The organism is Agrobacterium sp. 22-3639C2 (genome assembly GCF_053522105.1).
On the sequence record NZ_JBNWDB010000006.1, the window covers coordinates 82,690 to 101,160 of the forward strand.

At 60.7% G+C, this 18,471-nt stretch carries 17 protein-coding genes and 1 riboswitch; of the genes, 12 read left to right on the forward strand and 5 right to left on the reverse strand.

The features are described from left to right. Positions 1-31 precede the first annotated feature (31 nt). Positions 32-1,309 carry an L-fuconate dehydratase gene (locus tag ACQZ6D_RS23735; protein WP_003516405.1) on the forward strand — a complete coding sequence of 426 codons (1,278 nt, stop codon included), beginning with the start codon at positions 32-34 and terminating at the stop codon, positions 1,307-1,309. On the opposite strand, the gene cobD is transcribed toward ACQZ6D_RS23735, so the two are convergent. Beyond that, positions 1,291-2,337, reverse strand: coding sequence for a threonine-phosphate decarboxylase CobD (gene cobD, locus ACQZ6D_RS23740; protein WP_065705077.1), 1,047 nt, complete (start codon positions 2,335-2,337; stop codon positions 1,291-1,293). The two genes, ACQZ6D_RS23735 and cobD, sit on opposite strands and share 19 nt — an antisense overlap. On the opposite strand from cobD, the gene cbiB reads away from it, so the two are divergent. Next, positions 2,336-3,301: an adenosylcobinamide-phosphate synthase CbiB gene (gene cbiB, locus ACQZ6D_RS23745; protein ID WP_065705079.1), complete on the forward strand. Its 966-nt coding sequence runs from the start codon at positions 2,336-2,338 to the stop codon at positions 3,299-3,301. The two genes, cobD and cbiB, sit on opposite strands and share 2 nt — an antisense overlap. Here cbiB and ACQZ6D_RS23750 read toward each other — a convergent pair. Both ACQZ6D_RS23750 and cobO read right to left on the reverse strand, forming a co-directional pair. Then, complete coding sequence (locus ACQZ6D_RS23750; RefSeq protein ID WP_065705080.1) at positions 3,288-4,745, reverse strand: cobyric acid synthase; 1,458 nt, start codon at positions 4,743-4,745, stop codon at positions 3,288-3,290. The genes cbiB and ACQZ6D_RS23750 overlap by 14 nt on opposite strands. 1 nt (position 4,746) lies before the next feature. Then, complete coding sequence (gene cobO, locus ACQZ6D_RS23755) at positions 4,747-5,364, reverse strand: cob(I)yrinic acid a,c-diamide adenosyltransferase (protein WP_035252400.1); 618 nt, start codon at positions 5,362-5,364, stop codon at positions 4,747-4,749. 126 nt (positions 5,365-5,490) lie between these two features. Beyond that, positions 5,491-5,705, forward strand: a riboswitch (cobalamin riboswitch). Between the two features lie 155 nt (positions 5,706-5,860). Between cobO and ACQZ6D_RS23760 the strand changes: the two genes are divergently transcribed. Genes ACQZ6D_RS23760 through ACQZ6D_RS23790 form a run of 7 tightly spaced genes read left to right on the forward strand, consistent with a single transcriptional unit; the run spans position 5,861 to position 14,143 of the window. Further along, positions 5,861-6,247, forward strand: a complete 387-nt coding sequence (locus ACQZ6D_RS23760) for a DUF1636 family protein (RefSeq protein WP_065705082.1) — start codon at positions 5,861-5,863, stop codon at positions 6,245-6,247. Further along, entirely contained in the window at positions 6,244-7,281 is a 1,038-nt protein-coding gene (gene cobW, locus ACQZ6D_RS23765) for a cobalamin biosynthesis protein CobW (RefSeq protein WP_013636993.1), read from the forward strand. Before ACQZ6D_RS23760 ends, cobW begins: the two co-directional genes overlap by 4 nt. 5 nt (positions 7,282-7,286) lie before the next feature. Beyond that, positions 7,287-10,637: a cobaltochelatase subunit CobN gene (gene cobN / locus ACQZ6D_RS23770; RefSeq protein WP_112153926.1), complete on the forward strand. Its 3,351-nt coding sequence runs from the start codon at positions 7,287-7,289 to the stop codon at positions 10,635-10,637. Next, complete coding sequence (gene cobG / locus ACQZ6D_RS23775; RefSeq protein WP_112153925.1) at positions 10,634-11,992, forward strand: precorrin-3B synthase; 1,359 nt, start codon at positions 10,634-10,636, stop codon at positions 11,990-11,992. Before cobN ends, cobG begins: the two co-directional genes overlap by 4 nt. Further along, positions 11,989-12,621 (forward strand): precorrin-8X methylmutase, encoded by a 633-nt coding sequence (locus ACQZ6D_RS23780; protein ID WP_003516424.1) that lies wholly within the window; start codon positions 11,989-11,991, stop codon positions 12,619-12,621. The genes cobG and ACQZ6D_RS23780 overlap by 4 nt, the downstream gene beginning before the upstream one ends. Beyond that, the gene (locus ACQZ6D_RS23785; RefSeq protein WP_025594680.1) at positions 12,618-13,385 is read left to right on the forward strand and encodes a precorrin-2 C(20)-methyltransferase; all 768 of its coding nucleotides are present in this window, start codon (positions 12,618-12,620) and stop codon (positions 13,383-13,385) included. Before ACQZ6D_RS23780 ends, ACQZ6D_RS23785 begins: the two co-directional genes overlap by 4 nt. Next, a complete protein-coding gene (locus ACQZ6D_RS23790; protein ID WP_111782535.1) occupies positions 13,382-14,143 on the forward strand; it encodes a precorrin-3B C(17)-methyltransferase in 762 nt (253 codons plus the stop codon). Before ACQZ6D_RS23785 ends, ACQZ6D_RS23790 begins: the two co-directional genes overlap by 4 nt. Here the strand turns inward: ACQZ6D_RS23790 and ACQZ6D_RS23795 are convergent. Continuing rightward, complete coding sequence (locus ACQZ6D_RS23795) at positions 14,110-14,892, reverse strand: cobalt-precorrin-6A reductase (RefSeq protein WP_448730136.1); 783 nt, start codon at positions 14,890-14,892, stop codon at positions 14,110-14,112. The two genes, ACQZ6D_RS23790 and ACQZ6D_RS23795, sit on opposite strands and share 34 nt — an antisense overlap. Between ACQZ6D_RS23795 and cbiE the strand changes: the two genes are divergently transcribed. Genes cbiE through cobM form a run of 3 tightly spaced genes read left to right on the forward strand, consistent with a single transcriptional unit; the run spans position 14,891 to position 17,345 of the window. Continuing rightward, positions 14,891-16,168: a precorrin-6y C5,15-methyltransferase (decarboxylating) subunit CbiE gene (gene cbiE, locus ACQZ6D_RS23800; protein ID WP_448730137.1), complete on the forward strand. Its 1,278-nt coding sequence runs from the start codon at positions 14,891-14,893 to the stop codon at positions 16,166-16,168. The two genes, ACQZ6D_RS23795 and cbiE, sit on opposite strands and share 2 nt — an antisense overlap. Further along, a complete protein-coding gene (locus ACQZ6D_RS23805; RefSeq protein WP_448730138.1) occupies positions 16,162-16,575 on the forward strand; it encodes a cobalamin biosynthesis protein in 414 nt (137 codons plus the stop codon). Before cbiE ends, ACQZ6D_RS23805 begins: the two co-directional genes overlap by 7 nt. Next, the gene (cobM, locus tag ACQZ6D_RS23810; protein WP_038492561.1) at positions 16,572-17,345 is read left to right on the forward strand and encodes a precorrin-4 C(11)-methyltransferase; all 774 of its coding nucleotides are present in this window, start codon (positions 16,572-16,574) and stop codon (positions 17,343-17,345) included. The genes ACQZ6D_RS23805 and cobM overlap by 4 nt, the downstream gene beginning before the upstream one ends. Here cobM and ACQZ6D_RS23815 read toward each other — a convergent pair. Then, positions 17,300-18,430, reverse strand: a complete 1,131-nt coding sequence (locus tag ACQZ6D_RS23815) for a cobalt-precorrin-5B (C(1))-methyltransferase (RefSeq protein ID WP_162995218.1) — start codon at positions 18,428-18,430, stop codon at positions 17,300-17,302. The two genes, cobM and ACQZ6D_RS23815, sit on opposite strands and share 46 nt — an antisense overlap. Positions 18,431-18,471 lie beyond the last annotated feature (41 nt).

The following is an 18,471-nucleotide window of genomic DNA, read 5'->3' on the forward strand; positions in this document are numbered from 1 at the left end:
TTCCTTTGACACTGACCGCGAGTGAACGGCCATGACCAAAATTACTGATCTGCGAGTTTTCGACCTGCGTTTTCCGACCTCCCAGAGCCTTGATGGTTCGGATGCGATGAACCCCGACCCGGATTATTCGGCGGCTTACGTCATTCTCGACACCGACGAACCGGAACTGAAAGGTCACGGGCTGACCTTCACCATTGGCCGCGGCAATGAGATTTGCTGCATGGCCATCAAGGCGATGCGCCATCTGGTGGTGGGAACCGATCTGGCGACGGTGACCGAGAACCCCGGCAAATACTGGCGCCACCTAACTGGTGATAGCCAGCTTCGCTGGATCGGCCCGGACAAGGGCGCGATGCATCTCGCCACCGGCGCTGTCGTCAATGCTGTCTGGGATTTGCTGGCCAAAAAGGCGGGTAAGCCGGTCTGGCAGCTTGTTGCCGATATGAGCCCTGAAGAAATCGCCGATATCGTCGATTACCGTTATCTAACTGACGTGCTGACGAAGGACGATGCGCTTGCGATCCTCAAAAAAGCCGAAAGCGGCAAAAAGGAACGTATCGAGACGCTGAAGAACGAAGGCTACGCCTGCTACACCACATCAGCCGGCTGGCTCGGTTATGACGACGCCAAGCTGCGCCGTCTTTGCCAGGAAGCGATAGATGCCGGTTTCAACCATGTAAAGATGAAGGTTGGCCGTGATCTCGAAGACGATATCCGCCGCCTCACCATCGCCCGCGAGGTGATCGGCCCCGACCGTTATCTGATGATCGACGCCAACCAGGTGTGGGAAGTGGATCAGGCGATTGAATGGGTCAAGCAACTTGCCTTCGCCAAGCCCTTCTTCATTGAAGAGCCGACCAGCCCGGACGATGTCGCCGGCCATCGCAAGATCCGTGCAGCCATCGGCTCCGTGAAGGTGGCAACCGGCGAAATGTGCCAGAACCGTATCATGTTCAAGCAGTTCATCGCCGAAGGTGCAATCGACGTCGTGCAGATCGACAGCTGCCGCATGGGTGGTCTCAACGAGGTGCTGGCGGTTTTGTTGATTGCTGCCAAATACAATTTGCCGGTCTGGCCGCATGCCGGTGGCGTCGGCCTTTGCGAATATGTGCAGCATCTGTCGATGATCGACTATCTCGTGGTTTCCGGCACCAAGGAAGGCCGCGTGATCGAATATGTCGACCATCTGCACGAGCATTTCATCGAACCCTGCGATATTCGCAATGCCGCGTACATGCCGCCGAAGCTGCCCGGTTTCTCCATTGAAATGAAGCCGGATTCTATTGCGACCTACACGTTCAAGGGATGATTGAAGGATAACAGCGCTTCCGTGAGGCGCTGCCACTCCGCTTCGCTGCCGGGAAGGCCGAAACGCATGTCGTTCGGCCTTTCATCAAAAATGCGCACCAGAATGCCGTGCAGGCCAAGGTGATCGAACAGTTCTTTGGCCCGGTGGTCCCGCACCAGGGTAAACAGGGACGTACCGCCGGCAATCTTCAGGCCCGCTTTTTCCAGCAATTCACTCATACGCTGTGCTTCTGCCGCAAGCCGGAGGCGCATGGATGATTGCCATTCCCTGTCCGCCAAAGCCTGCATCGCGATATTGAGCGCCGGCCCGGATACTGCCCAGGGGCCAAGCCTTGCCTCCAGTTCGGCAGCGATGTCGGGATGCGCAAGCGCAAAACCGAGCCGGACCCCTGCCATGCCATAGAACTTGCCGAAGGATCGCAGTACCACCAGCGCGTCGCGCCCTGCGGCATTTGCAAGGCTTTCCGTATGTCCCGTCTCGATAAAGGCCTCGTCTACGACGAGCAGGCCGCCTTTGCGGCGCATCGCCTCGGCCAGCGACAACAAAGCTTCTCGATCCGTGATGCGACCATCGGGGTTGTTGGGATTGACCACCACCGCATAGTCGTAAGCTGACAGACCACTGATATGGTCTACCTCGGTCACTGCCAGTCCGGCCATGCGCGCGGTTCGGGCATGTTCGGCATAAGCGGGGGAGAGCACGGCTCCGCTTTTCGCTCCGCGTTCGAGTGCCAGGTGAGCCAGCAATGGCATCAGCATCTGGGTGCCGGGGGACAGAGCCACATGCCCGGCTGATGGTGCGCCGAAAGAGGCGACGGCCAGCCTTTTCAATTCTTCGGCCGCGTCAGGCTCCGGCAGGCGGGCAAATGCGCTGGCGGGAACGGGAGAATGCGGGTAGGAGTGCGGATTGATCCCGGTCGACAGGTCGATCCACGGTTCCGGCGCTTCAGGAAACATCAGACGCGCCTTGCCGAGATTGCCGCCGTGACGGATCGTAGCCTGCGCCTTTTCCGGTACCTTATCGCCCATGTTCTTCGCTCTCGCTTTTCTGTCGCTCTTGATCGAACGCCTGACTGGATATCCGGACTGGCTGTTCAAACGCATCGGTCATCCCGTCACCTGGATCGGTTCGCTTATCGCGCTGCTGGACAAAAAATGGAACCGGGAGAGTGCTTCATTTTCGCAGCGCAAGGCGGCAGGCGTCGTGGCGCTTTCCGTTTTTCTGGCGCTGACGGTGCTTGTTGCATGGTTAGTGCAATCGGTTCTGCTTTTATTGCCCCTTGGTCTGTTGCTTGTTGCGGTGCTTGGGGCGTCACTTCCGGCCCAAAAAAGTCTGGAACAGCATGTGGAGGCCGTCGCCATTGCGCTGGAACGCGAGGGGATTGACGGCGGGCGCAAAGCTGTCTCCATGATCGTCGGGCGCGATCCGCAGGCGCTGGATGAGGCGGCAATCTGCCGGGCGGCGATTGAAAGCCTGGCTGAAAATTTCTCTGACGGCATTGTCGCCCCTTCCCTCTGGCTTGGTCTTCTGGGGCTGCCAGGCGGTGCGGGTTATAAGGCAATCAACACGGCCGACAGCATGATCGGTCATCGCTCGCCACGCCATGAGGCCTTTGGTTGTGCGTCGGCCCGGCTGGACGATCTGGTCAATTTGCCGGCATCGAGACTGAGCGGCGGTCTTTTCGTGGTCGCCGCGTTTTTCGTGAAGGGTGCATCACCGAAAGGGGCAATTGCCGCGATACGCCGCGATGCGCGGCATCACCGCTCTCCCAATGCCGGCTGGCCGGAGGCGGCATTGGCCGGGGCACTGGGCTTTGCGCTGGCCGGGCCGCGCTCCTATGGCGGGCAGATGATCGAGGCTCGTTTCATGGGCGAAGGCGGAAGAGCGACACTGGTTGCTGGCGATATTCGCACAGCGCTCAGGCTGGCGAGGATCGCAGACTTCCTGCTGATCGCGCTGTTCGGATTGCTGGCAATCCTTATCGCGCTATAGAAAGCAGTCTGTCGAGATCGAGGTGGTTCTCCATATGGGCCGCCAGGCGATCAAGAACGGCATCCACCTGCGCATCATAGTTCAATTCAGTGCCCTGCCCACCAAGCCGCTCAAGCCACGCCCCGCGTTGGCGGTCATCCGCAAACAGGCCGTGGATATAGGTGCCTAAGATGCGGCCATCGGGCGAAATTGCGCCATCGGCATGCCCGTCAATGGTCGAAAATGGCAGGTTGCACGCAGCACCCGTCGTCTCGCCAACATGCATTTCATAGCCGGATAAGGGAATTCCGTCGAAACTCTGTCCCTGCACGGAAACGAGCCTCTTGTCGCCGGTCAAAACCGTCGTCACATCCAGCAGGCCCAACCCCTCGACCGTCATTGGTGGTCCTTCGATGCCGTCAGGGTCGGCAACGGTTTTTCCAAGCATCTGGTATCCGCCGCAGAGACCGAGAACATAACCGCCGCGGCGCACATGTGCCTTGATGTCGATGTCGAGGTCTGCATTTTTCAGCACGGCGAGATCAGCTATGGTGGATTTCGAACCGCAGAGCAGAACCAGCCGGCAATCGGCGGGAATGGTCTCGCCCCGCCGCACTCGGATCAGTTCCACATCCGGCTCCATGTCGAGCGGATCCAGATCGTCGAAATTGGAAATATGCGGCAGGATCGGCACCGCAATGCGGATTTTCGCGCCGGGCTTTTGTTGCGCTGGGCCAGTAAGCCCAAGGGCGTCCTCCGCTGGCAATTTCGCAGCATCGGAAAAATGCGGCAATAGCCCGATGGACGCCCAGCCGGTCTTTTCCGCGATCATCCGCATGCCGTCTGAAAACAGCATAGGGTCACCGCGAAAGCGGTTCACGATGAAGCCCTCTATCATCGCGGCATCACCACGTTCGAGAACGGTTTTTGTGCCCACGAGGCTGGCGATGACCCCGCCCCGGTCGATATCGCCGATCAGAATCACGGGAGCATCTGCGGCGCGGGCAAAACCCATATTGGCGATGTCGTTAGCGCGGAGGTTGATTTCGGAAGCACTTCCCGCCCCTTCCACCAGCACCAGATCGGCCTGTTGTTTCAGGTGCTCGAAGCTCTCCAGCACACGCGGCATCAGCCCGGCTTTCATGTGCTGATAATCGGCAGCTTTGGCATTGCCGACAATTTTGCCCTGTACGACGACCTGTGCGCCGGTTTCGCTCTGCGGCTTTAAAAGCACCGGGTTCATGTGAACCGACAGCGGAACGCCTGCCGCCCGCGCCTGCAGCGCCTGCGCGCGACCGATCTCGCCGCCATCGGCGGTGACCGCCGCATTGTTCGACATGTTCTGCGGCTTGAACGGCATGACGGACAGGCCACGCCTGATGAAGGCGCGGGCAAGGCCAGCCACCATCAGCGATTTGCCGACATCCGAGCCGGTTCCCTGAAACATCAGCACACGTGCAGTCATGTCAGTATTCTATCCCGGCCTGCGCCTTTACGCCCGCCTTGAAGTGATGTTTGACGAGGGTCATTTCCGTCACCATGTCGGCAGCGTCGATCAACGGCTGTTTGGCGTTGCGGCCGGTAACGATGACATGCAGATCGGATCTACGGTTGGAAAGCGTTTCGACGACCTCTTCCAGCGGCAGGTAATCATAGCGGAGCGCAATGTTCAGTTCGTCGAGAACCAGCAATCCGATCGTTTCGTCGGCCATCAGTGCTTTCGCTTCCTCCCAGGCCTTTGTAGCTGCCGCGACATCGCGCTTCAGGTCCTGCGTGTCCCAGGTAAACCCCTCGCCCATGGTGCGCCATTCCACCCTGTCGCCGAACAAAGTCAGGGCCTGCTGTTCACCCGTCGACCATGCGCCCTTGATGAATTGCACGACGCCGACCCGCCGCCCGGTGCCGAGCATGCGCAAAGCAAGGCCGAAAGCGGCCGTGGATTTGCCTTTGCCAGGGCCGGTATTGATCATCAGCAGACCTTTTTCGATCGTCTTTTCCGCGACTTCGGCATCCTGAACCGTCTTGCGGTTGACCATTTTCTGCCGGTGGCGTTCGGCTTCGCTGTCGCTGATATCGCGTGTCATCGCGTTTTCCTTCTCGTCCAGCGGCGCGGGACCGTATGCCCCGCCATTCGGAGCGGCGACTATACTCAATTTGCCGCACCCGGCAATCGACAAGCCGGCAGCATTGACCGTCACGCCCGTTCAGCCTAAGGGTAAGGCACTGACGGTCTTTTCCCGGCAACGGGAAAAGCTAAGAGGGAACACGGTTCCACCCCATAACGGGTCATTCCGTGGCTGCCCCCGCAACTGTAAGCGGTAAGCCCGCACTATGAAGCCACTGGACCATAAAATTGGCCCGGGAAGGTGGTGCAGGGTGTTTTAAAGCCGCAAGCCAGGAGACCTGCCGTTTCAGGAAAAAACGTCTCCCGGGCGGGGTGCTCCGGTCAGCCGGTCGAATTGATTTGCAGCCGCGCTTTTCAGTGCGCTGTTTTCGACATCCGCACCCCGATGAGTTTAAAGGCGCGGAAAGCGGAACGGTTTGGATATTACCACAACATCTTCTTGTGCGGACGGGACAATGGAAGTCAACACAGCTTCCGGCGTGGTCGTTTTTGTCTGCCGAAGCTGTCGCGACGACACCGATCCCAATGCGGAGCCGCGCCCCGGCACCATCCTTGCGGAAGCTGCCATCGCAAAAGCGCGTGACTCCGGCATCGATGTTCGCTCCGTCAATTGCCTTGCCAATTGCAAACGAGGCCTCAGTGCCGTGCTGCGCGGTGCCGATGGCTGGTCCTATGTATTCGGCGGGCTGACGCCCAACGATGCGGAAGACCTGCTCACGGGCGCACAAATGCTGGCCGCCTCCGCAGATGGCCTGATGCCCTGGCGCTGCCGCCCCGACACATTGAAGCGCGGCATGGTGGCGCGCATTCCCCCATTCGATTTTACCGAGGAGAGATCATGAGCACCCTTCTGGACCGCGTTCCCTGCACCATCGTCACCGGCTTTCTGGGGGCTGGAAAAACCACGCTGCTGCGCGGTCTCCTCGAAAAGCTTGATGGCAAGCGGCTTGCCATCATCGTCAACGAATTCGGTGATATCGGCATCGATGGCGATATCCTCAAGGGATGCGGCATTGAGAGCTGCCCGGAGGAAAACATCGTTGAGCTGGCCAATGGCTGCATCTGCTGCACGGTGGCGGATGATTTCCAGCCGGCCATCGAACAGATTCTGAGCCGCCAGCCGAAGGTGGAGCACATCCTCATCGAGACCTCCGGCCTTGCCCTGCCCAAGCCGCTGGTGCAGGCATTTCAATGGCCGGCCATCAAGAGCCGCGTGACGGTTGACGCTGTGGTTGCCGTGGTGGATGGCGCTGCCCTTGCCGAGGGTCAGGTGGCGCATGACATGGAAGCCCTTGCCGCCCAGCGCGCAAATGACGAAGCCCTCGATCACGACGATCCGGTCGAAGAGGTTTTCGAGGACCAGATCGCCTGTGCCGATCTTATCGTGCTGACCAAGGCGGATCTGCTCGATAGCGCCGGTCTGGAAAAGGCGAAGGCTCATATTCTCGAGCATTTGCCGCGGGCCGCAAAGATCGTCGTCGCCTCGAATGGCGTCATCGATCCGGCCGTGCTGATCGGCCTCGGTCTTGCGGTTGAAGAGGATATCGAAAACCGCCGCACCCATCACGATGGTGAACTCGACCACGAACATGACGATTTCGACAGCTTCGTCATCGACCTGCCGGCCGTGACCGATCCGGAAGCGCTGGCGGCTCGTATCGCCGAGACGGCGGCTGCGGAAAATGTTCTGCGCATCAAAGGTTTCGTCGAAGTATCCACCAAGCCGATGCGCCTGCAGGTGCAGGCAGTCGGTAGCCGCGTCAACCATTATTATGACCGTCCCTGGGCGGCCGGTGAAGAGCGCCGCAGCCGCCTCGTCGTCATAGGCGAAAAGGGCCTCAACCGCGAAAAGATCGAACAGATGCTGGCCGCCTGATAGAAATGCACATTCTCGCCACCACATCTTCGTCTCTGGACGACCTGATCGAGCCGGTTGATCTCAACCAGCCGCGATCGGATGTGGTGATGCTGTCTTTTTCGGCAAGCGATCTTGCCGGGCTGGAACAGGCATGGCGGCAGGCAGAGGGCGCGCTTCCGTCCCTGTCCGCTGCCAACCTCTCCGAGCTTCGGCATCCGATGTCGGTCGATCTGTGGATCGAAAAGACGGCCGAACATGCCCGTGTCATCCTTATCCGGATTCTCGGCGGCGCGGAACGCTGGCGCTATGGCGTCGATCAGCTCAGCACGATGGCGCGGCGACGTGGCATAAAACTTATGCTCCTGCCGGGTGAATGCAGTGAGAGAGACGAAAAGCTCGAAGCGGCCTCGACTGTTGATCGCCAGACGTTGGCGTCCGTCCTCGCCTTCTTCCGCGAGGGTGGGCGGGAAAATATGGACCGGCTTGCCATTGGTCTTGCTGCCCTTGTAAGTGGTGGCGCATGGCCAGATATCGAGGCTCAACCGCTGCCGAAAGCCGGCTTTTACCGGCCGGGTAACGGCGTCGTGGATCAGGCGGAAGCCTGCGCCGGTTTTCCCGCCGGTGCAGCTGTCCTTCCCATTCTCTTTTACCGCTCCATGCTTCTTGCTGCCGATGCGGCGCCCGTGGATGCGCTTTTTCACGCGCTCTCTCAGCGCGGTTTTGCGCCATTGCCGATTTTCGTCAGCGGCCTCAAGGATGGGGAGGCGATCCGCTTTCTCGAAACCGTACTGCCCGAACTCCAGCCCGCCGCCATCGTTGCCGCCACGGCTTTTGCCAGTCAAATGGACGACAGCGGTAAAACCCTGTTTGACCGCCTCGGCGTGCCGGTGTTTCAGGTGGTTATGGCGACGACGCGACGGGACGGCTGGGCGGAAAATGCGCGCGGTCTCAACCCTTCCGATCTTGCCATGCATGTGGTTCTGCCGGAACTCGATGGCCGGATTCTTGCTGGCGCAATCTCGTTCAAGCAGGTGCGGACTGATGGCGGTATCAGCCTCATCAATGTACCGGAGGCTGATCGCGTCGAACAGGTGGCAAACCGAATCGCTGCCTTTCTGCAATTAAAACAGTCCACGCCACAGGAACGGCGGATCGTCATTCTGATGCCGGATTATCCCGGTGCTGCGCCGGGGCGCACGGGTTATGCCGTTGGTCTCGATGTGCCGCAAAGCGTGCTTGAAATGCTGCGCGATCTGGCCGCGGCAGGATATGTGGTTTCGGATATTCCCGAAACGGCGCGGGCTTTGCTGGATTGTGTCGAGCAGCAGGAAGCGGCTGTCGGACTTTTAGACTATCGTGATTTTCTTTTGGGTTTGCCTGAAGGGGTTGCCGCCTCCGTGGATAGCACGTGGGGTTCGGCCGAACAGGACGACGCACTAGCCGACGGCGCATTCCGTTTTCGCGTCGCCCGTTTCGGCCAGATATTCGTGGCCCTGGCACCGGATCGTGGGCGAAATGAGGATCGGCGGGTGGATTACCATGACCCTGCCCTGCCGCCACGTCATGCGTTGGTCGCTTTCGGCGCCTGGATGCAGCGTGTCGCAGGGGCGCATGCCATTGTGCATGTCGGTGCGCATGGCACGCTGGAATGGCTGCCCGGCAAGACAGTTGCGCTTTCCCGCGATTGTTTTCCTGAAATCGTCACCGGGTCTTTGCCGGTGGTCTATCCGTTCATCGTTTCCAATCCGGGCGAAGCGGCGGTTGCCAAACGGCGGATCGCTGCTGTCACGATCGGCCATGTTCCGCCTGTGCTGGTAGATGCCGGGCTTTCGCCGGAACAATCGGCTCTTGAACAGCTCGTCGACGAATATGCGCAGGCAGATGGGCTCGACCGCCGCCGCCGCGACCGGCTGGCGAAACTGATCGTAGAGAAGGCGCTGGAAACCGGTCTTGCGGCGGATGCCGGTGTCGGTGCAAAGGACGATGCCGATGCGGCGCTGTCGCGCATCGACGCCTTCCTCTGCGACCTCAAGGACTTCGCTATCAAGGATGGCCAGCATGTTTTTGGCCGCAGCCCCGAAGGCGAGACCGATCTTCTGAGGCTTGAAAGTGCTGCGGCGGAAAAAACGGCGCTGCTTGCCGCGCTCGATGGCCGCCATATTGTCCCCGGTCCTTCCGGCGCACCCGCGCGCGGGCGTCTCGATGTCCTGCCGACGGGCCGCAATCTTTATGCTGCCGATCCGCGCACCATGCCGACGCCGACGGCTTTCGAGCTGGGCCGCATGGCGGGCGAAGAAGCGCTTCGGCACCATCTGCAATCCCATGGCGACTGGCCGAAACATCTGGTTTTTGATCTCTGGGGCAGCGCCAGCCTGCGCAATGGCGGCGAGGATGTGGCGCAGGCGCTGCATCTGATGGGAGCGAGACCGATCCATGACCTGGCGACGGGCCGCGTCACAGGCATCGAGGTTCTGCCGCCGGCCAGTATCGGGCGGCCGCGTGTCGACGTCACATTCCGGATTTCCGGCCTGTTCCGCGACATGTTTCCGGCGTTGATCGCTCTTCTAGACGCCGCCGCCAAGGCTGTCGCGCGGCGGGATGAAGCGCCGGGTGACAATCCGCTGGCGGAAGAGGCGGTGGCACTCGGGCATATACCCGCACGCATCTTCGGTTCGGCACCCGGCACCTATGGTGCGGGCACTGAGGAGAAACTCGCCAGCGGAAAATGGGAAGAACGCGAGGAACTGGGCCAGGCGTATCTGGATGCGGCAAGCCATGCCTTTGGTGGTGCGGATGGGCTTGAGATTTTCGAGGATGCCGGTTTTGTCGAGCTGGTGCGCCGTGCCGATCTTCTCGTTCACACCGGTGACGATCCGGGCCGCGATCTTCTCGACGGCTCTTCCGATGTCGCCTTCATCGGTGGGTTTTCCGCCGCAAAAGCACTCCTTGGCGGCGTTGCCGATATTGTGGCGCTGGATACGACCGATCCCGCGCGTCCGCGCGCGCGATCCATTTCGCAGGCGCTGACGCGCGTTGTTCGGGCCCGCGCCGTCAATCCGCGCTTCATTGCCGGCCAGATGCGGCACGGCCCGCGCGGGGCGGCGGAATTTGCCGAGACGGTTGACCGGCTGATCGGTTTTGCGGAAACCACCCATGCGGTATCTTCCTCGCTGATCGAGGCGCTTTACGACGCCTATTTCGGCAATGAGGACGTGCGCGATTTCATCCTGCGGGAAAATCCGAAGGCGGCGGAGGTCATGGCGACGCGCTTTTTATCCGCCCGTCGTCGCGGGTTGTGGCACAGCCGCCGCAATGCGGTGGATGCGGAACTTGAAATGCTGATCCTGCCCCGTTCTGAAAGGGTCGGCGCATGAGGACGGCCCCTTCCGATCCGGTCCAGCCGTTTGGCCGCCGTGGGACGTGTCCGGCCTTATCGACCCCGATGCTGACCGGTGACGGATACCTGTCGCGCATCGCATTCGAGGCGGATATTGCGCCCCATGATATGATAGCACTTTGCGAACTTGCCGAGCAGCACGGCAACGGTCTGATAGACATCACGGCACGCGGCAGCCTGCAATTTCGCGGCCTGACGCGGGAAAGCGCCTGCGACCTGGAGAATGATGTTCTGGCGCTCGGTTTGCCGCTTCGCGACGGGCTGGCAGTCGAGACCTCACCTCTTGCCGGTCGGGACGATCGGGAAATCGCCGATGGCAGTGCCATTGCGGATGAGATTCGCAGAGAGGCTGCTGCGCTGGCGCTGCATGAAAAGCTCGCCGCCAAAATGTCCGTCATCATCGATGGGGGCGGCCGTCTTTCCATGTGCGATTTGCTGGCCGATATCCGTCTGAAGGCGGTGCGGCTCGATCATCGAGTTTTCTGGCAATTGCTTGTCGGAGGTCCGGAGAGCAAGGCGTTGCGCGCGGGATTTGTTGAGGCCGACAAGGCAGCCGATGTGGTCCTGTTGCTGCTCGTCCATCTGGCCGGCAAAGGACCGCTTGCCCGTGGCCGCGATCTGGATTTGCGGACGATAAAGGCGATTTGCGGAGACCGCCTGGTAGATAGCGAGAGCCAAGGCGAGATGCCTGCGCCTTCCTCGCCCCTGGGGCTGATGGCGGCCGGTGATGGTACCTTTGCTGCCGGTATCACTCCTGCTTTCGCGCAAGTTCGTGCTTCCGATCTGTCGCGGCTCTGTGGACTGGCGCGCGCATTTGATATCGAAACATTGCGGCCGTCGCTCAATCATAGCCTGCTATTTTTCGGGTCGCGGAATGCTTGCGATGCGCTGATGCAAACTGCGGACAGTGCCGGTTTCATCACAAGGGCAGGTGATGCGCGGTCTTCCATCGCTGTCTGTCCCGGCACGCCGGGATGCGCTTCGGCTTTCTTTCCCACACATGATCTGGCGGCCTTTGCATCGCGGGAACTAGCTTCCATGCTCGATGGCTCCTTCACACTGCATCTCTCCGGCTGCGGAAAGGGTTGCGCGCATCCCGCCCCCTCGTTTTTGACCTTTTCCGGCACCGCCGATGGTCTGGCCTTTTCGTTTTCGAGCCGCGCCTGCGACCCGCAGGACGGTATTTTACCTTTCGAGCAACAGAGGACGGCGCTTTCGCGGCTTGCCCGTCTTTGCGAAAAAGAACATAAGCCCGGGGAAAACGCTGCCGACCTGCTTGCCCGTCTGGGTAAGGAGGCAATCGTTGCCGCGCTTCGACAGGATGACCGATGACCGACCATGATTATATTCGCGACGGCAATGCGATTTACGAGCGCTCCTTCGCCATCATTCGCGAGGAAGCGGATTTGTCCGCCTTTACCGAAGATCAGGCGGATATCGCCATTCGCATGATCCATGCCTGCGGGCTGGTGGAAGCGGCCAGCCATTTCCGTTTTTCTCCGGATTTCGTTGTCGCTGCACGTGGTGCTTTGCTGGCGGGCAAGCCCGTTCTGTGCGATGCGGAAATGGTCGCCCACGGCGTGACCCGCGCCCGCCTTCCGGCCAATAATGACGTGATCTGCACCCTTCGCGATCCGCGCACCCCTGAGCTTGCGAAAACGATTGGCAATACCCGTTCCGCCGCCGCGCTCGATCTCTGGGCGGAAAAGCTGGACGGTGCTCTCGTTGCTATCGGCAACGCGCCGACAGCGCTGTTCTATCTTCTGGAGATGCTTGAAAAAGGCGCTCCACGTCCAGCTGCCATTATCGGCATGCCGGTCGGTTTTGTCGGTGCGGCGGAATCGAAGGATGCGCTGGAGGCTAGTTTGCTCGGCATTCCCTATGCCATCGTCAAGGGACGTATGGGTGGATCGGCCATGACGGCCGCTGCCGTCAACGCCGTTGCGAGGGCAGGTCTGTGAGCGCGGCTCTTTTCGAAAATTCCAGGGGTAAACTCGTGGGCGTCGGCACCGGCCCAGGCGATCCAGAGCTTCTGACGCTGAAAGCCGTGCGCGCCATCGAAAATGCCGATGTCCTCGCCTTCTTCTGCAAGAAAGGCAGCAGCGGCAATGGTCGCGGTATCGTTGAGGCCTTCATTCGTCCGGGCACACTGGAAATGCCGCTGGTCTATCCGGTAACCGTCGAGAGCGATAAAAATGGCGAGGATTATCGCGGTGCGATCGCCGCATTTTTTGATCAGTCGGCCATGGATATTGCCGCTCATCTTGATGCCGGGCGGAATGTCGCCGTGCTGTCGGAAGGCGATCCGCTGTTTTACGGTTCCTATATGCATCTTCATCTGCGGCTTGCGCCTTCCTATGAGGCGGAGGTCGTTGCCGGCATTACCGCCATGTCCGGCTGCTGGTCGATGGCCGGTCTACCGCTGGTGCAGGGTGACGATATCTTGAGCGTGCTTCCCGGCACGCTGGCCGAAGATGTTCTGACAGAGCGTCTGTCTGGCACGGATGGCGCCGTGATCATGAAGGTCGGGCGCAACCTGCCGAAGATCCGCCGGGCGCTGGAAAAGGCCGGCAAGCTTAATGAAGCGCTGTATGTCGAGCGCGGCACCATGGCGAACAGCCATGCGGTGCCGCTGATCGAGCGGGACGCATCGCCCGCCCCCTATTTTTCGCTGGTTCTGGTACCTGGCTGGAAAACCAGACCCGCTGGCGGTGAAGCGCCATGACCGGCAGGCTGGTCGTTGTTGGCCTTGGCCCTGGCAGTTCTGCGCAGGTGACACCGGAGGCGCTCGCCGCCGTTGAGGCGTCGGAGGATTTCTTCGGTTACATTCCCTATCTCGATCGGCTGTCGCTCAGACCCGACCAACGTCGCCATGCCTCTGACAATCGCGAGGAAATCTCCCGTGCCGAACAGGCTCTGCGGCTTGCAGCCGGGGGCGGCAAGGTCTGCGTGGTTTCGGGCGGCGATCCCGGCGTTTTTGCCATGGCGGCGGCTGTTTGCGAGGCGATTGAACATGGCCCGCGCGAGTGGCGCGAAATAGACTTCTCGGTCGTGCCGGGCGTGACGGCCATGCTTGCGGTTGCTGCACGAGCCGGCGCGCCGCTCGGGCATGATTTCTGCGCCATCTCGCTGTCGGACAATTTGAAGCCCTGGGGCATTATTGAAAAGCGGCTGATCGCGGCTGCGGAAGCCGGATTCGTGATGGCTTTCTATAATCCCGTCAGCAAGGCGCGCCCGCACCAGCTTGGCACCGCCTTCGATCTTTTGCGCGGACATTTGCCCGGCTCGGTGCCGGTGATCTTCGGCCGTGCGGCAGGCCGTGCGGATGAGCGCATCCGGGTCGTGCCTTTGTCGGAAGCATCGAGCGACATGGCGGATATGGCCACTTGCATCATCGTCGGTTCGGTGGAAACGCGTTTGATTGAACGTTCCGATAAAGACCCGCTGGTCTATTCGCCACGTTTTTCGAAAAGAGAAAGCTGATGGCGGATGGCGGTGAGCGCAGTCGTTATATCCGGCACGTTCGCGCCATTGAGGATTGCGGCGTTCAGCTGTGGCGGCCGCTCGATCATGATAACCGGCAGGCCAAGCCGCCTCGCCGCTTCGATCTTGCCGTAACTGGCGTTGCCGCCGGAGTTCTTGGAAACCACAGTGCCGATACGGTTTTCCTCCAGCATGCGGATCTCTCCATCCAGCGCAAAGGGGCCGCGCGCTGTAATATAGCGAGCATCCGGCACCTTCAGCGGCGGCTCTACCGGATCAACGCTGCGAATGAGATAGCTGTGTTGGGGTGCGGCCTCGAAAGGAAGAAGTTCCTGCCGGCCGAGCGCCAGAAACACCCGCTTGCCTTCATCGCCGAGCGCGATAACAGCCTGTTCGACGGTATCGACCCTCTGCCATTTGTCATCCGGTTGGCGGTCCCAGGCGGGGCGAGAAAGTGCTACAAGCGGAACTTTGGCAAGTCTCGCCGCCTCCACGGCATTTGCGGAAATCCTCGCCGCATAGGGATGGGTGGCGTCGACCAGAATATCGAAATTCCCTGTGCGGATGAAATCCGCCAAACCCGCAGCACCACCGAACCCGCCACTGCGCATCGGCACAGGCTGTTCCACTGGCGAAAGCGTACGCCCGGCCATGGAAAGCAGGATTCGGTAGCCGGAGTCCACCGCCAGCTTGCCGGCCAGAATGCGGGCATCCGCCGTGCCGCCAAGGATGAGTATGGAGCGTGTCATGACGTCTGAATATTCCGGAACGGGCAACGCTTCCACTCAAAAGAAGGCTTCCACTGAAAAGAAAGGCAAGCCATGGCTTTTCATCGTCGGCATTGGCGAAGATGGGCTGGATGGGCTCGGTCGCAATGCCGTGGCGGCAATAGAGGCGGCCGAGATTGTTTTCGGTGGCAAACGCCATCTGGAACTGGCGGCTGCAGCCATTCGTGGTGAGGCGCGCCCTTGGCCGGTGCCGTTCGATGCGGAGATGAGCGATGTCGTGGCGTTGCGAGGTAGACGGGTCTGCGTGCTCGCCTCCGGCGATCCGTTCTTTTATGGCGCCGGCGTCACACTTCTGCGGCGGATACCGTCGGAGGAGACAGTCTGCTATCCCTCACCTTCAGCCTTCTCCCAAGCCGCGGCGCGGCTTGGCTGGGCTTTGCAGTCGACCGAATGCGTGTCGTTGCACGGGCGTTCCATCGATCTTTTGCGACCGCATCTGCATCCCGGAGCGAGGATCATCGCGCTTACTTCTGATGAGCGCGCGCCCGCTCTCATTGCGGAATTGCTGTCTCAATCCGGTTTCGGCCAGTCGGAATTTGTCCTGCTCGAAGCTTTGGGCGGAAAGCGGGAGAGGCGGCGGCAAATCAGGGCGGTCGATTTTACCTTTGACGACATCGATCCTTTGAACGTCGTGGCTATCGATGTCCTCGCTGCTGAGGGCGCACGCGTCCTGCCTTTTGTGCAGGGGCTGGATGACAACCTGTTCGAACATGACGGGCAGATCACCAAGCGTGAAATCCGTGCCGTGACGCTTTCATCGCTGGCTCCGCGCCGGGGGGAGCTGCTGTGGGATATCGGTGCCGGTTCGGGTTCGATTGGTATTGAATGGATGCTGTCGCACTCCTCGCTCCGTGCCATCGCCATAGAGCAGCATCCCGACAGGGCAGAGCGTATCGCCCGCAATGCCGAGGCGTTTGGCGTTCCGGGGCTTGAAGTCATGATTGGTGCAGCACCTGCGGCTTTTGAAGGCCTGCCTCAACCGGATGCGATCTTCATCGGTGGTGGCGGCAGCGAAACGGGTGTGCTGGAAGGCGCTATGGAGGCCCTGAAACCGGGCGGGCGGCTGGTTGCCAATGCGGTGACGCTTGAAATGGAAGCGGTGCTGCTTGCGGCCCATGCCAGGTTCGGCGGTTCGATGATCCGTCTCGATGTGTCGCGCGTTGTTGCTGTCGGCTCCATGTCGGGCTGGCGTTCGGCCATGCCGGTGACGCAATGGAGCTGGATTAAGCCATGGTGACCGTGGCCGGTATCGGTTGCCGCAAGGGCACGGGTTCAGATGCAATTATTGCAGCCGTGCACGCTGCCGAGCTTGCTTTTGGCATGACCGTTGAATGCTTGGCGACTGCGCCGCTCAAGGCAAAAGAAGCTGGTCTTGTGGAAGCGGCGAAACGTCTGGCGCTGCCGCTTGAAATCGTATCGAAGGAACAGCTCGAGGCGGCTGCTTCGAAAACAATGACATTTTCACAGGCAAGCCTTGATCATGTCGGGACGCCCAGCGTCAGTGAAGCGGCGGCACTTGCTGCCGCCGGAGAAAATGCGCGGCTGGTCGCGGCGCGTCTCGTGGTTGGCGATGTGACGGTAGCCATCGCCACGACGAGCGACGCGCGAAATGGCCGCGCCATCGAACATGGAGAACAACAATGACGGTTCATTTCATCGGCGCCGGTCCGGGCGCCGCCGATCTCATCACGGTGCGCGGGCGCGATCTTATCGCTGCCTGCCCGGTCTGCCTTTATGCCGGCTCGCTGGTGCCGAAGGCGCTGATCGAGTATTGCCCGACGGATGCACGCATTGTCGATACGGCAGCACTGTCGCTTGATGAGATCGAGGCGGAATTCGTTGCGGCGGCAAAGGCCGGCAAGGATGTGGCACGGCTGCATTCCGGTGATCTGTCCGTCTGGAGCGCCATGGGTGAACAGATCCGCCGGCTGGAACGGCTGGGTCTCGATTATACCGTGACTCCAGGTGTGCCCTCTTTCGCTGCTGCCGCTGCCACCCTGCAGCGGGAATTGACGGTGCCGGAAGTGGCGCAAAGTCTTGTTCTGACCCGTATTTCGGGCCGCGCTTCGAAAATGCCCGAGGGCGAGACGCTGAAAGCCTTCGGTGCGACGGGGGCGACACTTGCCATCCACCTCGCCATCCATGCCATCGGCCAGGTGGTGGAAGAACTGACGCCGCTTTATGGTTCCGATTGCCCAGTCGCCATCGTTGTCCGCGCCTCCTGGCCGGATGAGCGGGTCATTCGCGGCACGTTGTTCGACATCGAAGGAAAACTGGCGGCCGAACCGGTGGAGCGGACGGCGCTGATCTTCGTCGGGCACGGGCTTGCCTCGACGGATTTTCGCGAGAGCGCACTTTATAGTACCGATTATGTCCGGCGGTTCCGCTCCCCGAAGGAAGATGCGAAGGGCTGATGCGACGGCGTGGAGGCGGTGCGTCCCTTCAGCGTTCCCTGACGATCGAACACCAGAATATCAAGCTCGATGCCGGGCACCTTCAAAGCGGCAGCCGCTGTTACCCAGGCTTTTTCCGCAACGATCGCGCCGAGGTCTATCCCCGCGCGTTCGGCCAGCTCAAAGGCGTGAGCAACCATGTTGGCCTGACGAATGGCGAGGGCAAGATTTTCATCTCCGCCAGCCTCGGTTGCGAGTACCGCCAGCGCATCAAGATCGGCCAGGCCTTTCTTGGAATGCACGTCCAGCATGCCCTGGGCGAGCTTCGTCATCTTGGCGACGCCGCCGGCAATGGTTACCCGTTCGACGGGGTGGCTGCGCAGATATTTCAGCATGCCACCGATAAAATCACCCATGTCGATCAGTGCGGTCTCTGGCAGGCCGTACACTGCCTGCCCCGCCTTTTCCGAGGTGTTGCCGGTCGCGCCGAGCAGATGGGTGCAGCCGGTGGCGCGCGCCACATCGATGCCGCGCCAGATGGAGTGGATCCATGCCGAGCAGGAAAACGGGATGACGATGCCGGTGGTGCCAAGGATGGAAATGCCGCCGACAATACCGAGCCTGCCATTCAGGGTCTTTTCCGCGATTTTCTCGCCGTCCCGAACGGAAATCTCGACTTCGAAATCGGCATCGTTACCGGCTACTTCGCGAATGGCGGTTTCGATCATCTTGCGCGGTACGGGATTGATCGCGGGTTCGCCCGGCGGAAGGGGCAATCCAGGCCGGGTTATGGTGCCGACGCCTTTTCCGGCCTTGAAGGTTATGCCGCTGCCGGGCTTTCCCCGTCGCACGGTGCTTTCGATCAGCGCACCATGGGTCACGTCGGGATCGTCGCCTGCATCCTTGACGACGCCGGCTCTTGCAAAGTTTTCACCTTTTTCCTCGGTGGCGAGAGAAAATGCCGGCCTCGCGCCGCTTGGAAGTTCGACTTCGACAGGGTAAGGAAACTCGCCGGTCAGAAGGGCAGCGCAGGCCGCCTTCGTGGCGGCTGCCGCGCAAGTGCCCGTGGTCCAGCCGCGGCGAAGGGTCTTTCCATCCGTTTCCATATGAATTCCTATAGCCGGGACGGCTATTTCCGTCATCGTTA

What these genes read in the sequence shown, in the direction of transcription:
- ACQZ6D_RS23735 (WP_003516405.1), top strand. Translation starts at nt 32, where the DNA reads ATGACCAAAATTACTGATCTGCGAGTTTTCGACCTGCGTTTTCCGACC.
- cbiB (WP_065705079.1), top strand. Translation starts at nt 2,336, where the DNA reads ATGTTCTTCGCTCTCGCTTTTCTGTCGCTCTTGATCGAACGCCTGACT.
- cobD (WP_065705077.1), bottom strand. Translation starts at nt 2,337, where the DNA reads ATGGGCGATAAGGTACCGGAAAAGGCGCAGGCTACGATCCGTCACGGC.
- ACQZ6D_RS23750 (WP_065705080.1), bottom strand. Translation starts at nt 4,745, where the DNA reads ATGACTGCACGTGTGCTGATGTTTCAGGGAACCGGCTCGGATGTCGGC.
- cobO (WP_035252400.1), bottom strand. Translation starts at nt 5,364, where the DNA reads ATGACACGCGATATCAGCGACAGCGAAGCCGAACGCCACCGGCAGAAA.
- ACQZ6D_RS23760 (WP_065705082.1), top strand. Translation starts at nt 5,861, where the DNA reads ATGGAAGTCAACACAGCTTCCGGCGTGGTCGTTTTTGTCTGCCGAAGC.
- cobW (WP_013636993.1), top strand. Translation starts at nt 6,244, where the DNA reads ATGAGCACCCTTCTGGACCGCGTTCCCTGCACCATCGTCACCGGCTTT.
- cobN (WP_112153926.1), top strand. Translation starts at nt 7,287, where the DNA reads ATGCACATTCTCGCCACCACATCTTCGTCTCTGGACGACCTGATCGAG.
- cobG (WP_112153925.1), top strand. Translation starts at nt 10,634, where the DNA reads ATGAGGACGGCCCCTTCCGATCCGGTCCAGCCGTTTGGCCGCCGTGGG.
- ACQZ6D_RS23780 (WP_003516424.1), top strand. Translation starts at nt 11,989, where the DNA reads ATGACCGACCATGATTATATTCGCGACGGCAATGCGATTTACGAGCGC.
- ACQZ6D_RS23790 (WP_111782535.1), top strand. Translation starts at nt 13,382, where the DNA reads ATGACCGGCAGGCTGGTCGTTGTTGGCCTTGGCCCTGGCAGTTCTGCG.
- cbiE (WP_448730137.1), top strand. Translation starts at nt 14,891, where the DNA reads ATGACGTCTGAATATTCCGGAACGGGCAACGCTTCCACTCAAAAGAAG.
- ACQZ6D_RS23795 (WP_448730136.1), bottom strand. Translation starts at nt 14,892, where the DNA reads ATGACACGCTCCATACTCATCCTTGGCGGCACGGCGGATGCCCGCATT.
- ACQZ6D_RS23805 (WP_448730138.1), top strand. Translation starts at nt 16,162, where the DNA reads ATGGTGACCGTGGCCGGTATCGGTTGCCGCAAGGGCACGGGTTCAGAT.
- cobM (WP_038492561.1), top strand. Translation starts at nt 16,572, where the DNA reads ATGACGGTTCATTTCATCGGCGCCGGTCCGGGCGCCGCCGATCTCATC.
- ACQZ6D_RS23815 (WP_162995218.1), bottom strand. Translation starts at nt 18,430, where the DNA reads ATGGAAACGGATGGAAAGACCCTTCGCCGCGGCTGGACCACGGGCACT.